Raw genomic sequence first — 15,271 nt, 5'->3', positions numbered from 1 at the left:
CGGGGCCGGGGAGACCCGGCCCCGCCTCCGTCGTGGTGCCTGGTCAGTCCCGGGCGGCGGCGACCAGCTCGGGTGGCGCCGGGGCCTCCGCCACGCGCTCGCGGGCGATCCGGCCGGGCCACCAGAAGCGGTCGCCGAGCATGAACGCCAGCGCCGGGACCAGGACCGTGCGGACCAGCAGGGTGTCCAGCAGGACGCCGATGCACACGATGATGCCGATCTGGGTCAGCGTGATCAGGGGCAGCACCCCGAGCACCGCGAAGACCGCGGCGAGCAGGACACCCGCACTCGTGATCACCCCGCCGGTGACCCGCAGCGCGGAGAGCATCCCGTCCCGGGTGCCCGCCTTACGGGCGTCCTCCCGGGCCCTGGTGACCAGGAAGATGTTGTAGTCCACGCCGAGTGCCACCAGGAACACGAAGGCGAGCAGCAGCACGCCGCTGTCCAGCGCCGGGAAGCCCAGCACGTGGTCGAAGAGCAGCCACGCCGCACCGAGGCTGGCGAAGAACGACGCGATCACGGTGAGCACCAGCAGCATCGGCGCGAGCAGGCCCCGCAGCAGGAGTACGAGCACCGCGCCGACCAGCAGCAGGATGATCGGCAGGATCAGCCGCAGGTCCCGGTCGTTGGCCTCCTCGGAGTCGTAGGTGGCGGCCACGCTGCCGCCGACGATCGCCCCGGACGGGGCGTCGGCGCCCTCCGCCGCAGGTGGCGCGGAGTTGGGGACCGCGGCGACCGCGTCGCGCAGCGCCTCGATCGTCCGGTTGGAGGCGGTGGTCCCGGGTTCGGAGGCCAGCACCACGTCGACCTGGGCGACGGCCTGGCCGGCGTCGCCGGGGCGGGCCGAGGCGACCCCCGGCACGGTGGAGGCCGCGTCGGTGACCGCCCGCTCGGCCGTCGGGGTGGTGAGCACGGCCACCGGCTGGGTGGTGCCGGCGGGGAACGCCCGGGCCAGGGTCTGCGCGCCGGTCACCGCCTCGGGCTGGGCCCGGAACTGCTCGGTCTCGGACAGCCCGGTGCGGATGCCGAGCCCACCCAGCGCCAGGCCGGCGAGCAGCAGCGTGGCCAGCACCGCGACCGGCGCCGGACGGCGTTGCACGGCGGTGCCGAGCCGGCCCCAGAGCCGGCCCTCGCGGACCGCGCCACCGACCTTGGGTACGAACGGCCAGAACAGGCCGCGGCCGAAGAGCAGCAACAGGGCGGGAAGCACGAACAGCGCCGAGAGCATGGCGAAGACCACACCGGTGGCGCAGGCCACGGCCAGTGCGCGGTTCGTCTCCTGCTCACTGAGCAGCAGGGTGAGCACGCCGAGCACCACGGTGCCGCCGCTGGCCAGGATGGGCTCGGCCGTCCGGCGCAGCGCGGCGCGCATCGCCGCGAACCGGTCCTCCTCGCGGCGTAGCTCCTCCCGGTAGCGGGCGATGAGCAGCAGGGCGTAGTCGGTGGCGGCGCCGAAGACCAGCACGCTGGCGATGCCGGTGACCTGGCCCTGCTGGAGGGTGATGCCGAAGGCCGGCACGATCGTGTCCACCGCGCGCAGGGTGAGCTGCTCGGTCGCCGCGACCACGACCAGCGGCACGATCCACAGGAACGGGCTGCGGTAGGTGATCAGCAACAGCAGCGCGACCACGGCGGCGGTCACCGCGAGCAGGGTGATGTCGGCGCCTTCGAAGACCGAGGCGAGGTCGGCGGTGAAGGCGGGAGCGCCGGTCACCTCGACGGTGAGGCCGTCGGGCAGGTCCGCCAGCGCTGCGCGTACCTGGCTGACCGTCCCGGTGACCTCGTCCTGGCCACCGGCGGTGCTGAGCGGCACGGCGACCAGCGCCACGGTCCCGTCCGGGGAGAGCTGCGGGGGGCTGACCTGCCCGCTCACCGCGAAGCGACCCAGATCGCCGGAGCGGGCGGCCACCACGCCCCGATCGGCCTCGCTCAGCGCGCCGCCGTCGCCGCGGCTGACCACCACGATGGCCGGCTGGACCTCGCTGGACGGGAGCTGGTCCTGCAACCGTTCCACCTGGGTCGACTGCCACTGCACGGACAGGCCGCTGGCGGAGACCGGCGCCGGGTTGGTCGGTTGGGGTAGCCCGAAGACCGCCGCGCCGACGACGATCGCGGCGGCCACGGTGAACCAGGCGGCCAACCGGCCGCGGGCGACTCTGGTGAAGACAGACATCAGGTGACCTCAGGGTCCTTCAGGTGGTCAAGTATCTCGACTATCGAGATTATCGACGGTTGCTCTATGCTGCAACCTGGGGACCGACGACGGGAAGAAGCGGCGCGAGGTGGCGACTCACGGCATGTACCGACGGCGCGACACGCGCCGCGAGCAGCTGGTCGCGGAGATCACCAACAACCTGCGGCGGTACGCGGCGGACGCCCAGCAGGTCGGGCACGCCTTCGCCAACCTGCACGGGCTCAACCCGACCGACCTGCAGGCGCTGATCGCGGTGATGGACGCCGAGCTGTTCGGTGACCCGATCACCCCCGGCCGCCTCGGTGAGCAGCTCAACCTCTCCTCCGGTTCGGTCACCGCCCTGATCGACCGGCTGGAGCGTGCCGGCCACATCCGCCGGGACCGGGACACCGTCGACCGACGCAAGGTGTTCCTGCACTACGCCGACCAGGGGGCCGCGCTGGCCATGCAGTTCTTCCAGCCGCTGGGCGCCCGTACCGACTCGGTGATGGCCCACTTCAGCGACGACGAGCTGGAGGTGCTGCACCGGTTCATGGGGGAGATGAGCCAGTCGTTGCGCGCGCACCGCGACGCGGTCCGCGCCGCCCGGCCCCAGTCGCCCCGACGGCCGACGGACTGACCGGTGCCGCACCGGCTCGTCGCCCACCTTGCCGGCGCCGCGCTGCGGCTGCCCGCGACCAGCCCCGGCCCGGTGCGGGTCACCCGTGACATCCCGGTCCGGGTCCGCGACGGCGTGGTGCTGCGCACCGACCACTACGCCCCGGCCGGCCGGGACGCACCGACCGTGCTGATCCGCACCCCGTACGGGCGGGGTGGCCCGCTGCGGCTGCTCGGCCGGCTGCTCGCCGCGCGAGGCTGGCACGCGGTGATCCAGTCCTGTCGGGGCACCGGGGGCTCCGGTGGGACGTTCGCCCCGCTGGTGCACGAGCGCGACGACGGGCTGGACACCCTGGACTGGCTGCGTCGCCAGCCCTGGTGGTCCGGTGCGCTCGGCATGTTCGGGGTCAGCTACCAGGGCTTCGCGCAGTGGGCGCTGGCCGCCGACGCCGGCGAGGAACTGCACGCGATGGTCGCGGTGGTGACCGCCTCGGCGACCCGGGATTCGACGTACGCGGGGGAGTCCTTCGCCCTGGACACGGTGCTGACCTGGGCGGAGCTGCTGCACGCGCAGACCGTGCCGTGGCTGGCCCGGCAGTGGGAACTCAAGCGTGGGCAGCCCCGGCTGGTCGCCGCTCTGGAGCACCTGCCGCTGGCCGGGGCGGACCGGGTGGCCACCGGGGTGACCATCCCGTTCTTCCAGGAGTGGCTGCGTCACCACACGCCGGACGCCGTGTACTGGCGGACCCGGGTCTTCGACGACCGGGTGGCCCGGGTGCGGGCACCGGTGGTCATGGTCACCGGCTGGCACGACATCTTCCTGCCCGCCCAGCTCGACGACCACGCCACCCTGCGCGCCGCCGGCGCCCGGCCGCGCCTGGTGATCGGCCCGTGGACGCACGGCAGTCCCGGCCTGTTCGTGGCCGCCCTGCGGGAGGGCCTGGCCTGGCTCGACGAGCACCTGACCGGCCCGGCCACAGCGAGCGGGCCGGCGGTCCGCGTCGACCGGTCCGCGTCGGCCCCGGTCCGGCTCTACGTGAGCGGCGCCGGCGGTGGCTGGCGGGACCTGCCGGACTGGCCACCGCCGGCGGTCGACACCGCCTGGCACCTGCATCCCGGCGGTGTGCTGGCCGCGCGCCCGCCGGTTGCATCGGCGCCGGACGAGTTCCGGTACGACCCGAGCGACCCCACCCCGTCGCTGGGTGGGCCGCTGCTCGTCGCGCAGCGGGCCGGCCCGGTCGACAACCGGCGCGTCGAGGCCCGCCCCGACGTGCTGACGTACACCAGCACCCCGCTGACCCGGCCGGTCGAGGTGATCGGCCCGGTACGCGCCGAGATCCACGTCCGCAGTGAGCTGCTGTACCTGGATGTCTTCGTCCGGCTGTGCGACGTGGACCGCGGCGGTCGCTCGTGGAACGTGTGCGACGGTCTGGTCCGGGTCACGCCCGATCGGTTCGCGGCCGACCCGTCCGGGGTGTGCCGGGTCCCGGTGCCGCTGTGGCCGACCGCGTACCGGTTCGGCGCCGGGCACCGCCTGCGGGTGCAGGTGACCGGTGGTGCCCATCCGCGCTGGGCGCGCAACCCGGGTAGCGGGGAACCCCTCGGTGCGGCCGTGACGCTGCGTGCCGGTTGGCGACAGGTTCTGCACGACCCGGCGTACCCCTCGGCGTTGTTCCTGCCGATCGTCCACTCTGGCTCTGCGCAACCTCCAATCTGAACTGACCCCCTCTGAGCTGGGCATTCATCGAAAACGCGGGCTATCGTTGAGTCAACGCCCGGCGCCGTGCACCAGTAAGACCGGGCGCGTTCGCAGCCCTGCACCGCGTACGCGGTGTGACGTCGTGCCCGGTCCCCGCCCGTTGGAGAGGGGGACCCCATGACCCGGGCCCCGGCGAATCTGTTGGCCGTCCGCACCCTGCTCCTGACCCACCTCGACAACGCCCCGGGCCCGACGACCTGGAGCCGGCGGAAGTCGGCATCGTCGGCGATCCAGCGCACCGGGGCGGCTACCACTGTGGATCGGACCGGGTGGTCACCAACGACTACTCGGTGGTGGAGTCACCCCGGGACCGGGCCGGCCTGACCCTCGACGCGGCGGCACTGGACGTCGGCGGCTTCGACGTCCGCTCCGCTGGCCGGACGCACACCCTGCGCAGCTTCTCGCTCTGGTGCGTGGGGCAGTGCGTCGCGAATGCGGCCGACACCCGGGACATCCGCGAGATCATCTACAGCCCTGACGGTACGACCGTGAAGCGGTGGGACCGGCTCGGCAAGCGGAGCACCGGCGACAGTTCGCACCGCTGGCACACCCACATCAGCTTCTTCCGTGACGCCATCAAGGCGGGCCGCGACCAGCGGCCGTTGTTCCGCCGCTACCTCAGCTCCATCGGACTCCTGGAGGAGAACGACATGACTCCCGAAGAACACGCCTGGCTGGCCACCGTCCACCGGAACCTGACTGTGCTGGACGGCCGCAACCCGGTCGGGCAGATCTACACCCGGATGGCGATGGGTGAAGATGCCACCGTCCAGAACTACGTGCCGGCGCACCCGACGCTGAAGTCGCTCGCCGCGCAGGTGACCGCCCTGCAGACCGCGCTGAACGCGCTGGCCGGTCGCGACTTCACCGACGAGCCGGCGATCATCCAGGGCGTGCTGGCCGGGTTGACCCCGGAGAAGATCGCCGCGGCGATCCCGCCGACGATGGCCAAGCAGGTCGCCGACGAATTGGCCCGCCGGCTGGTCGCCTGAGCCGCCCCCGGCCGCGTCGGTTGGCCCGAACCTGCCGATCCGCAACGACTATTTAGCAATATCTGTTGCGCAACAGGTGTTGCGGATGGCAGGGTCGGTGGCATGGAGAGTCCCGACGTACGACAGGTCACCGACTCGCGGGTGCTGGCCGCCATGGCCCACCCGCTGCGCCGCCGGCTCATGGACGTGTTCAAGGTGCACGGGCCCTCGACCGTCGGCCTGCTCGCCGAGCGCACCGACCAGGCGCCCGCGAACGTCAGTCACCACCTCAAGGTGCTCGCCGCCGCCGGGCTGGTCACCGAGGCCCCCGACCTGGTCCGGGACCGGCGCGAGCGGTGGTGGCGCCTGGTCACCCGAGGGGTGCGCTGGTCCAACAGCGACTTCGACGCCGACCCGGCCGCCCGGGCGGTCGCCGACGCCGCCACGTCGCTCAACCTGGACCGGCACGTCGCCCTGGCCCGAGCCTGGCACGCCGCCGACGAGTCGGCGCAGGCCGCCTGGCAGGACGGCCCGTTCTCCACCGACAAGTGGCTGCACCTCACCCCCGACGAACTGGCCGAGCTGAGCCGCGAAATGATCGACCTGCTGGCCCGCTGGGCCGACCGGCCGCTGCCCGACGACGGCCGCGAACGGCAGCCCGTGTTCGTGTTCGTCCACGGCGTTCCGGCCCGGCCGTGACCGCGGCTACCCGCACCGATCCGGGTCCGGTCCGGCCGGCCGGTGGCCTGTTGCGGCACCGGGACTTCCGGTTGCTCTGGGCCGGTCAGGCGGTCAGCAGCATCGGCAGCAACGTCACCACGGTCGCGCTGCCGCTGGTCGCGGTGGCCGTGCTCGACGCCGGCACCTTCCAGGTGGCGGTGCTCACCGCCGCGGCCTGGCTGCCCTGGTTGCTGATCGGCCTGCCGGCCGGCGCGTGGGTGGACCGCCTGCCGCGCCGTCCGGTGATGGTGGCCTGCGACGTGTTCTGCGCCCTGGCCTTCCTCAGTGTGCCGCTGGCCGCCGCGCTGGATCGGCTCACCGTCTGGCACCTGCTGCTGGTCGCGCTCGGCGCCGGCACCGCGCGGGTCTTCTTCGAGACCGCCGACCAGGTGTACCTGCCGGTCGTGCTGCGACCCGAGCAGCTACCGGAGGGCAACGCGAAGCTGCACGCCACCCAGACCGTGAGCTACGTCGTCGGACCCGGAGTCGCGGGCCTGATCGCCCAGCTCACCGGGGCGGTCGCCGCGCTGCTGCTGGACGCGCTCACCTTCCTGCTCTCCGCGGCCTTTCTGCTGCGGATCCGCACCGTCGAGCCGCGCGCCCGGCGGGCGGACCCATCCCGGTCGCTGCGCCGGGACATCGCCGAGGGGCTGCGCTTTGTCGTCCGCGACCCGTACCTGCGGGTGCTGGCGGTCTTCGGTGCGGCCAGCAACATCGGGCTGATCGGCTACCAGGCCGTCCTGGTGGTCTTCCTGGTCCGGGAGCTGCGGCTCGAACCGGGCCTGGTGGGCGTCCTGATCGCGGTGATGAGCGCCGGCGGGATCGTCGGTGCGTTGCTGGCCACCACGCTCGCCCGGCGTTGCGGCACCGCGCGGGCCCTGCTGCTCGGTGCGGCCCTCACCGGCCCGCCCGCGCTGCTCATTCCGCTGGCCGCGCCCGGTGTCGGGCTGGTCTGGCCGGCCCTCGGCGGGGTGCTGATCGGCCTCGGAGTGGCCGTCGGCAACGTGGTCAAGGGCAGCTTCCGACAGATGTACACCCCGCATCACCTGCTCGGCCGGGTGACGGTGAGCATGCACCTGCTCAACTACGGCACCATCCCGCTGGCGGCCGTGCTGGCTGGCGCCCTCGGCGCGCGGTACGGCGTCGAGACGGCGATCGGGGTGATGACCACCTGGTTGGCGCTCACCCCGTTGATCCTGCTGATGGGGCCGCTCCGGCGGCGGCGGGACCTGCCCGCCGCCCCGGCGGCGTATTGAGTGCGCTGCGGCGGCGGCCGTCGACCGGCCGCCGCCACCGGCACGGAGCTACATCGGGCGGACGTTGTCCGCCTGCGGACCCTTCTGCCCCTGGGTCACCTCGAACTCGACCTTCTGGCCCTCGTTGAGCTCCCGGTAGCCGCTCGAGGCAATGGCGGAGTAGTGGACGAACACGTCCGGCCCTCCACCGTCCTGCTCGATGAAGCCAAAGCCCTTTTCCGAGTTGAACCACTTAACCGTGCCGGTTGCCATGCATCTCTCCCTGTTCAAAGCGGCTGACCCTCGGCCTGTGGCCGATGATCGCCCGTACCAGTCCGACAGTAACGGGCAAAACCCGGATCCGCCGGCCGAAGTGCCGTAGGCACTCGGGTGAAGTCGGGTGAACTCTACGTGCCGCCATGCGAAACCCCGCCCCCGCCACCCGGCACTGGGGCATGCTTGCGCCGATGAGGGGTGCCGCAGCCACCGCGCTGTCCGAGCTGGAGCGCGAGATCGACGCGCCCGGCGACGGCCTGGACCGGCTCCGACTGGTACCAACTCCGTTCGTCCCCGAGGTGCGGCTGCACCTGGCCGAGGACGCGATCGTCTGGTGGGCCCGGATGGAGGCCGCCGCCGGGCACGCCCTGCCGCCGCCGTACTGGGCCTCCGCCTGGGCCGGGGGTCAGGCCCTGGCCCGCCACCTGCTGGACCATCCGGAACTGGTCGCCGGCCGGCGGGTACTCGACCTCGCCGCCGGGTCCGGGCTGGTGGCCATCGCCGCCGCGCTGGCCGGCGCGGCCAAAGTGGTCGCCAACGACATCGACCCGTACGCCGTCGCGGCGGTCACGGTCAACGCGCGGGCCAACCGGGTCGCCGTCGACGCCAGCGGGAGTGACCTGCTGGACAGCGGCGACGCGGAGGCGGACGTGGACGTGGTCCTCGCCGGTGACGCCTTCTACAGCCGCGCACTGGCCGACCGGATGCTGCCGTTCCTGCAACGGGCCGCCGCCCGCGGTGCCGAGGTGCTGGTCGGCGACCCCGACCGGGGGCACCTGCCGGCGGACCGGTTGACGGTGCTGGCCGACTATCCGGTGCCCACCACGGAACCGTCGGTCGACTCGTCGCTGCGCCGGGTGCAGGTGCTGCGACCCGACTGAGGCGGGATCCCGATCTCAGGGGCGACCCTGAGGCGGACACCAGGGGTCGCTGGGGGGTGCGACCTGATGTCGGGGGTGGTGCGGCGGTCATAGCGTACGGGGTATGACGCAATGGCTGGCCGAGGTCGGAGAACTGCCCATCCTGCTGCTGATGGGCGCGCTCGGGTTGGTCATGCTCTTCGACGCCATCCCACTGCTCGGCGTCCTGGTCCCCGGTGACGTGGCGATCCTGGCCGCGGTCGGGGTGGGCCGCCCGGCCACCGGGCTGGCCACCTTCACCGCGGTGCTGGTCGGCTGCCTGGCCGGGTGGTCGCTGAGCTTCCTGGTCGGTCGCCGGTACTCCGAGCGGCTGCGACGCAGTCGGGTCGGCGGCTGGATCGGCGAGGCGCGCTGGACGGCGGCGGAGGGGATCCTGCGGGGTGGTGGTGGCCGGATGATGGTGGTGGCGCCGTTCCTGCCGGTGTTCAACGCGCTGCTGCCGCTGGCCGCGGGCGGGCTGCGCATGTCGTACCGGCGGTTCCTGGGCTGCGCGGCGCTCGGCGCGGCGGCCTGGGCGGGTCTCTACCTCGCGCTGGGCACCGCGTCCCGCTCGCTGGCCGGGCTGCTGCCGGGGGAGTCGAGCCCGCTGCTGGTCACCATGGGCGTGGGGCTGGTGCTCGCGACTGTGGTGCTGCTGGGCACCCGACGCCGGCTGCGGGCCGTCACCGCGGCGCCGACGCCCTGACCGGTTCGGCCCGACGGCGGGTGCGGGGTGCGTCCGCGCGTCGGGTGGGGGGAGCGGGGCCGGCCGGGGGGCCGGCCCCGCACAGGGTTACCAGCCGCGGGCGCGCCACTGGGGCAGGGCCGGGCGTTCCGCGCCGAGCGTGCTGTCCTTGCCGTGACCCGGATAGAACCAGGTCTCGTCCGGCAGCCGGTCGAACAGCTTCCCCTCGACGTCGTCGATCAGCGCGGCGAAGCGCACCGGGTCCTTGTCGGTGTTGCCCACGCCGCCGGGGAAGAGACTGTCGCCCGTGAACAGGTGCGGGGTGCCGGTCGGGTCGCGGTAGAGCAGCGCGATCGAGCCCGGTGTGTGCCCCTTGATGTGGACGACCTCCAACGCGCAGTCGCCGACCGGCACGCTGTCACCGTCGGCGAGCCGCTCCGCCTCGATCGGCAGCCCGGCCGCGTCGTCGGCGTGCACCAGCGCCCGGGCGCCGGTCTTGGCCACCACCTCCTCCAGCGCCACCCAGTGATCCATGTGCTGGTGGGTGGTCACCACGGCGGTGAGCCCTCGGTCGCCGATCAGGTCCAGCAGCCGGGGCGCCTCGTTGGCGGCGTCGATCAGCACCTGCTCGCCGGTGGCCGTGCAGCGCAGCAGGTAGGCGTTGTTGTCCATCGGGCCCACCGACAGCTTGCTGATGGTGAGCCCGTCCAGCTCCCGCACCGCCGGCGCACCGCCGTTGGTGACGTCTCCGCTGTATGTCATCAGGTGTCTATATCCATTCCGGTGGAGTAGGCAGGGGACCGTCGGGAGTGACGGCGAGCGCGTCGCCGCCGTCGCGGCCGATCAGCCAGGCGGCGAGGTCGGGGGCGGGACCGGCGATGATCGGGGCGTCGGCCCGCTCCCCGATCACCAACTCGTGCCCGGCGCCGTCGAAGCGCAGCACCATCGACGGCGGTGCTGGCTGGCCGGCGTGATGTGCGGCCACCTCGTGCAGCAGCCGGTGGGCGAACGCCTCCGACCAGTCGGCGGGCCGGTAGTCGGCGGCCAGGTCGAGGTGGTGCACCTCGATCTCGCGCAGCCGGCCCCAGACGAGCAGGGCGGCGGGCCACGGGCCCCGGCGGGTCTGCACCGTCGCCGCCCACGCCTCGACCGGCATGGCCGCGACGGCCTCGGTGAACCGGTCCGCGCTGCGTCGCAGGTCGTCCAGGTGCTCGGCTGGCGGCCGGCCCGCGCCGGCCTCGATGTCCGCCGCCCGGGCCTCCGGCGACGCGTACATCGGCACCGGCTCGCCGGTGCGGGCCGCGGTGAGCAGGTTGACGAAGCCGTCGGCGTTGCGCGCCAGGTGGGCCAGCACGTGGCCGCGTGTCCAGTCGGGCAGCAGCGACGCGGCCGCCAGGTCCGCGGCGTCGAAGGAGGCCGCGGTACGCAGCAGCCGGCTGGTCGCGTCGTCCACCTCGCCCGTGAGCAGGAGCGGATCGGTGGTCACGCGTCGACCCTAGCGGTCCGCCGTCGCGCCGTCGCCGGGGAAATCGCTTTCGGCGCGTCGGCGCGCGTCCTACCGTCGGCGACATACGCGGCACCGGGACGTCGGACGGAGGTGGTGATCATGCCGGCCGTGACACGCGTGTTCCGCCATCACCAGCTTCGACACCGATGAGGATGCCATGACGATCGATCTGACCGCCCTCGGCTGGGACGCCGAACGGGCGGCGTACGCCGCGCGGCGCGGTGAGCACCACCCGGGCCGGGTGGCCCGGGTGGACCGGGGGGTCTGCACGGTGCTCACCGCGGCCGGCCCGGTCCGGGCCAGCCTGGGCGGGGCGGTGCTGGCCGTCGCCGTCCGGGACCCCTCCGCGCTGCCCTGCGCGGGGGACTGGGTGCTGCTCACCCACTGGCCGGACCGCCGCACCACCGTGGAGGCGGTGCTGCCCCGGCGGGCCGCGTTGATCCGCCGTACCGCCGGCAAGGACGCCAGCGGCCAGGTGCTGGCCGCCAACCTCGACGCCGCCGCCGTGGTGGAGCCGGTGCACCCGGAGCCGGACGTCGGCCGGATCGAGCGGCTGCTGTCCCTGGCCCACGAGTCCGGGGCCCGGCCGCTGGTCGTGCTGACCAAGGCCGACCTCGCGGCCGATCCGGCCGCGCTGGCCCGTCAGCTCGCCGCGGTCGCCCCCGGGGTGCCGGTGCTGCCGGTCAGCGCCGAGCACGGCGTCGGGCTGGAGCCGCTGCGCGCGGAGGTGGCGCCGGGCCGCACGCTCGGCCTGCTCGGGCCGTCCGGGGCGGGCAAATCGAGCCTGGTCAACGCGCTGGCCGGCGCGGTGATGATGCCGACCCAGGCGATCCGCCGGGTCGACGGCAAGGGTCGGCACACCACCACCTGGCGGGCCCTGGTGCCGATCCCCGGTGGCGGCGCGGTGATCGACACGCCCGGCGTGCGGGCGGTCGGCCTGCTGGACGGCGTGGCCGGGCTCGACCGGGCGTTCGCCGACATCGCCGGGCTTGCCGAGGGCTGCCGGTACGCCGACTGCGGGCACGACGGCGAGCCCGCCTGCGCGGTCGGCGAGGCGCTGCGCACCGGCGAGCTCTCCACCCGCCGGTGGGAGAGCTGGCGGCGGCTGCAGCGGGAGGTGGCTCAGGAGAGCCGGCGGCGGGAGGCGCGGCTGGCCGCGGAGCGGCGCGGTGGGTGGCGCTCGGCCCGGCGTCGGGCGGCCCGACCGCCGACGCCCGGGGGCTACTGACCGGCCCGGCCGACCGGGCTGAGCTGGGGGAATGTGCGGGCGGGGAAAACTGTCATACCTCGGGGCTAGAGTTGCCGAGGCGTGTTTTCCGCGCCCGCACCACCGCTCAGAACCACCCCAGAGCGGGACAGATTCTCCGCTTCATCTTCTCCCGGGAGTACACGAACCGTGGCCGACCGACTGATCATCCGTGGCGCGCGCGAGCACAATCTGCGTGACGTCAGTCTCGACCTGCCCCGGGACGCACTCATCGTGTTCACCGGGCTGTCCGGGTCGGGCAAGTCGAGCCTGGCCTTCGACACGATCTTCGCCGAGGGGCAGCGGCGGTACGTGGAGTCGCTCTCGTCGTACGCCCGGCAGTTCCTCGGCCAGATGGACAAGCCCGACGTCGACTTCATCGAGGGGCTGAGTCCGGCCGTCTCGATCGACCAGAAGTCGACCTCGCGCAACCCGCGTTCGACCGTCGGCACCATCACCGAGGTCTACGACTACCTGCGGCTGCTCTACGCCCGCATTGGCGAGCCGCACTGCCCGGTCTGTGGCGAGCGGATCTCCCGGCAGAGCCCGCAGCAGATCGTCGACCGGGTGCTGTCGATGGCCGAGGGCACCAAGTTCATGGTGCTCGCCCCGGTCATCCGCGGCCGCAAGGGCGAGTACGTCGACCTCTTCTCCGAGCTGCAGGCCAAGGGTTACGCCCGGGCCCGGGTCGACGGCGTGGTGCACCCACTGACCGAGCCGCCGAAGCTCAAGAAGCAGGAGAAGCACACCATCGAGGTGGTGATCGACCGGCTCACCGTCAAGCCGAGCGCCAAGCAGCGGCTGACCGACTCGGTCGAGGCCGCCCTGGGCCTGTCCAGCGGCCTGGTGCTGCTCGACTTTGTCGACCTCCCCGAGGACGACCCGGACCGGGAGCGCCGCTACTCCGAGCACCTGGCCTGTCCCAACGACCACCCGCTCGCCATCGAGGACCTGGAGCCCCGGGTCTTCTCCTTCAACGCGCCGTACGGCGCCTGCCCGGAGTGCACCGGCCTGGGCACCAAGAAGGAGGTCGACCCGGAGCTGCTGGTGCCCGACCCGGAGCGCAGCCTGCGTGAGGGCGCCATCCAGCCCTGGTCCACCGGGCACAACCTCGAATACTTCCTGCGCCTGCTGGAGGCACTCGGCGAGGCCCAGCACTTCGACGTCGACACCCCGTGGCGGGCGTTGCCGGCGCGGGCGCAGAAGACGATCCTGCACGGCTCCGACGACCAGGTGCACGTGCGCTACCGCAACAAGTACGGCCGCGAGCGCTCCTACTACACCGGCTTCGAGGGCGTGGTGCAGTGGATCGAGCGTCGGCACTCCGACACCGAGTCCGAGTGGTCCCGCGACAAGTACGAGGGCTACATGCGCGACGTGCCGTGTGCGGCGTGCGGCGGCGCCCGGCTCAAGCCCGAGGTGCTCGCGGTGACCCTGGCCGGCAAGAGCATCGCCGAGGTCTGCAACCTGTCCGTGGGGGAGTGCGCCGACCTGCTCGCCGGCATCGAGCTGACCGACCGGCAGAAGATGATCGCCGAGCGGGTGCTCAAGGAGATCAACGCCCGGCTGCGGTTCCTGCTCGACGTCGGCCTGGACTACCTCTCCCTGGACCGGCCGGCCGGCACCCTTTCCGGTGGCGAGGCGCAGCGCATCCGGCTGGCCACCCAGATCGGCTCCGGGCTGGTGGGTGTGCTCTACGTGCTGGACGAGCCGTCGATCGGGCTGCACCAGCGCGACAACCACCGGCTGATCGAGACTCTGATCCGGCTGCGCGGGCTGGGCAACACGCTGATCGTGGTGGAGCACGACGAGGACACCATCCGTACCGCCGACTGGATCGTCGACATCGGGCCCGGCGCCGGCGAGCACGGCGGCGAGATCGTGCACAGCGGCTCGGTGCCGGCGCTCCTGGAAAACCCAGAGTCGATCACCGGGGCGTACCTGTCCGGGCGCCGGTCGATCCCGACGCCGAAGAAGCGTCGTCCGCAGACCCCGGACCGGGAGCTGGTGGTGCACGGCGCACGCGAGCACAACCTGCGCAACCTGACCGTCTCCTTCCCGCTGGGCCAGCTCATCGCGGTCACCGGGGTCAGCGGCTCGGGCAAGTCGACGCTGGTCAACGACATCCTGTACGCGGTGCTGGCCAACCAGATCAACGGCGCGCGGCTGGTGCCCGGCCGGCACACCCGGGTCGCCGGTCTCGACCACGTGGACAAGGTCGTCGGCGTGGACCAGTCGCCGATCGGCCGGACTCCGCGCTCCAACCCGGCCACCTACACCGGGGTCTGGGACCACGTCCGCAAGCTCTTCGCCGAGACCACCGAGGCCAAGGTGCGCGGGTACGGCCCGGGCCGGTTCTCGTTCAACGTCAAGGGCGGGCGCTGCGAGGCGTGCTCCGGCGACGGCACCATCAAGATCGAGATGAACTTCCTGCCCGACGTGTACGTCCCGTGTGAGGTCTGCAAGGGCGCCCGGTACAACCGGGAGACCCTGGAGGTGCACTACAAGGGCAAGACCGTCTCGGACGTGTTGGAGATGCCGATCGAGGAGGCGGCCGAGTTCTTCTCCGCCATCCCGGCCATCCACCGGCACCTCAAGACGCTGGTCGACGTCGGCCTCGGCTACGTCCGCCTCGGCCAACCCGCCCCGACTCTCTCCGGCGGTGAGGCGCAGCGCGTCAAGCTCGCCTCCGAGCTGCAGAAGCGCTCCACCGGGCGGACGGTCTACGTGCTCGACGAGCCGACCACCGGCCTGCACTTCGAGGACATCCGCAAGCTGCTGATGGTGCTGGAAGGGCTGGTCGACAAGGGCAACACGGTGATCACCATCGAGCACAACCTCGACGTGATCAAGACGGCCGACTGGCTGATCGACATGGGCCCGGAGGGGGGCCACCGGGGCGGCACCGTGCTCGCCACCGGCACCCCCGAGGAGGTCGCCGAGGTGCCTGAGAGTCACACCGGCGAGTTCCTGCGCCAGGTGCTCAAGCTCGACGGCGAGGCCAAGGGCGCGGCGGCGGCCACCAAGCGGGCCGCCCAGGCCAACGGCGTCACCAAGACTCGGGCGCCGCGCAAGGTCGCGGCCACCGCGCGCTGAGCGGACCAGACGCCGGCGGTGCCCCATCGGGCATCGCCGGCGTTTCCCATTTCCGGGTCGAGGCCACGCCGCCGTGAACCATCCGG

Annotated in this window: 13 protein-coding genes; 9 read left to right on the top strand and 4 right to left on the bottom strand. The window is 72.9% G+C overall.

Translation table 11 applies throughout. From position 1 onward, the window contains the following. Positions 1-43: 43 nt before the first annotated feature. Positions 44-2,173: an MMPL family transporter gene (locus tag OG470_RS34195; RefSeq protein ID WP_328418772.1), complete on the bottom strand. Its 2,130-nt coding sequence runs from the start codon at positions 2,171-2,173 to the stop codon at positions 44-46. Positions 2,174-2,297: 124 nt separating this feature from the next. Here OG470_RS34195 and OG470_RS34190 point away from each other — a divergent pair, with 124 nt between their 5' ends. From OG470_RS34190 to OG470_RS34170, 5 genes are all read left to right on the top strand, one after another. Then, the gene (locus tag OG470_RS34190) at positions 2,298-2,813 is read left to right on the top strand and encodes a MarR family winged helix-turn-helix transcriptional regulator (protein ID WP_328418771.1); all 516 of its coding nucleotides are present in this window, start codon (positions 2,298-2,300) and stop codon (positions 2,811-2,813) included. Between the two features lie 3 nt (positions 2,814-2,816). Beyond that, positions 2,817-4,508 carry a CocE/NonD family hydrolase gene (locus OG470_RS34185; protein WP_442931017.1) on the top strand — a complete coding sequence of 564 codons (1,692 nt, stop codon included), beginning with the start codon at positions 2,817-2,819 and terminating at the stop codon, positions 4,506-4,508. Positions 4,509-4,819: 311 nt separating this feature from the next. Further along, on the top strand, positions 4,820-5,542 hold the full coding sequence (locus tag OG470_RS34180) for a hypothetical protein (RefSeq protein WP_328418770.1): 723 nt from the start codon (positions 4,820-4,822) through the stop codon (positions 5,540-5,542). A gap of 102 nt (positions 5,543-5,644) precedes the next feature. Next, a complete protein-coding gene (locus OG470_RS34175; RefSeq protein WP_328418769.1) occupies positions 5,645-6,220 on the top strand; it encodes an ArsR/SmtB family transcription factor in 576 nt (191 codons plus the stop codon). Beyond that, positions 6,217-7,497, top strand: coding sequence for an MFS transporter (locus OG470_RS34170; protein WP_328418768.1), 1,281 nt, complete (start codon positions 6,217-6,219; stop codon positions 7,495-7,497). Before OG470_RS34175 ends, OG470_RS34170 begins: the two co-directional genes overlap by 4 nt. 48 nt (positions 7,498-7,545) lie before the next feature. Here OG470_RS34170 and OG470_RS34165 read toward each other — a convergent pair whose 3' ends face one another. Then, complete coding sequence (locus OG470_RS34165) at positions 7,546-7,749, bottom strand: cold-shock protein (RefSeq protein ID WP_007462771.1); 204 nt, start codon at positions 7,747-7,749, stop codon at positions 7,546-7,548. A gap of 182 nt (positions 7,750-7,931) precedes the next feature. Here OG470_RS34165 and OG470_RS34160 point away from each other — a divergent pair, with 182 nt between their 5' ends. Together OG470_RS34160 and OG470_RS34155 are read left to right on the top strand one after the other, a co-directional pair. Continuing rightward, positions 7,932-8,633 (top strand): class I SAM-dependent methyltransferase, encoded by a 702-nt coding sequence (locus OG470_RS34160; protein ID WP_328426769.1) that lies wholly within the window; start codon positions 7,932-7,934, stop codon positions 8,631-8,633. Positions 8,634-8,736: 103 nt separating this feature from the next. Further along, positions 8,737-9,357, top strand: coding sequence for a DedA family protein (locus OG470_RS34155; protein WP_328418767.1), 621 nt, complete (start codon positions 8,737-8,739; stop codon positions 9,355-9,357). A gap of 87 nt (positions 9,358-9,444) precedes the next feature. On the opposite strand, the gene OG470_RS34150 is transcribed toward OG470_RS34155, so the two are convergent. After that, complete coding sequence (locus tag OG470_RS34150; protein WP_328418766.1) at positions 9,445-10,098, bottom strand: MBL fold metallo-hydrolase; 654 nt, start codon at positions 10,096-10,098, stop codon at positions 9,445-9,447. Positions 10,099-10,105: 7 nt separating this feature from the next. Further along, on the bottom strand, positions 10,106-10,822 hold the full coding sequence (locus OG470_RS34145; RefSeq protein ID WP_328418765.1) for a maleylpyruvate isomerase family mycothiol-dependent enzyme: 717 nt from the start codon (positions 10,820-10,822) through the stop codon (positions 10,106-10,108). 178 nt (positions 10,823-11,000) lie between these two features. On the opposite strand from OG470_RS34145, the gene rsgA reads away from it, so the two are divergent. Next, entirely contained in the window at positions 11,001-12,071 is a 1,071-nt protein-coding gene (gene rsgA / locus OG470_RS34140) for a ribosome small subunit-dependent GTPase A (protein WP_328418764.1), read from the top strand. Positions 12,072-12,239: 168 nt separating this feature from the next. Then, the gene (gene uvrA, locus OG470_RS34135; protein ID WP_328418763.1) at positions 12,240-15,185 is read left to right on the top strand and encodes an excinuclease ABC subunit UvrA; all 2,946 of its coding nucleotides are present in this window, start codon (positions 12,240-12,242) and stop codon (positions 15,183-15,185) included. Positions 15,186-15,271: the final 86 nt, after the last annotated feature.

It is taken from the genome of Micromonospora sp. NBC_00389 (assembly GCF_036059255.1).
In the GTDB taxonomy this organism is placed as follows: domain Bacteria; phylum Actinomycetota; class Actinomycetes; order Mycobacteriales; family Micromonosporaceae; genus Micromonospora.
The sequence above is the reverse complement of the archived record's forward strand: the minus strand, read 5'-3'. Positions and strand labels throughout refer to the sequence as shown.

What these genes read in the sequence shown, in the direction of transcription:
- OG470_RS34195 (WP_328418772.1), bottom strand. Translation starts at nt 2,173, where the DNA reads ATGTCTGTCTTCACCAGAGTCGCCCGCGGCCGGTTGGCCGCCTGGTTC.
- OG470_RS34190 (WP_328418771.1), top strand. Translation starts at nt 2,298, where the DNA reads ATGTACCGACGGCGCGACACGCGCCGCGAGCAGCTGGTCGCGGAGATC.
- OG470_RS34150 (WP_328418766.1), bottom strand. Translation starts at nt 10,098, where the DNA reads ATGACATACAGCGGAGACGTCACCAACGGCGGTGCGCCGGCGGTGCGG.
- OG470_RS34175 (WP_328418769.1), top strand. Translation starts at nt 5,645, where the DNA reads ATGGAGAGTCCCGACGTACGACAGGTCACCGACTCGCGGGTGCTGGCC.
- OG470_RS34165 (WP_007462771.1), bottom strand. Translation starts at nt 7,749, where the DNA reads ATGGCAACCGGCACGGTTAAGTGGTTCAACTCGGAAAAGGGCTTTGGC.
- rsgA (WP_328418764.1), top strand. Translation starts at nt 11,001, where the DNA reads ATGACGATCGATCTGACCGCCCTCGGCTGGGACGCCGAACGGGCGGCG.
- OG470_RS34155 (WP_328418767.1), top strand. Translation starts at nt 8,737, where the DNA reads ATGACGCAATGGCTGGCCGAGGTCGGAGAACTGCCCATCCTGCTGCTG.
- OG470_RS34160 (WP_328426769.1), top strand. Translation starts at nt 7,932, where the DNA reads ATGCTTGCGCCGATGAGGGGTGCCGCAGCCACCGCGCTGTCCGAGCTG.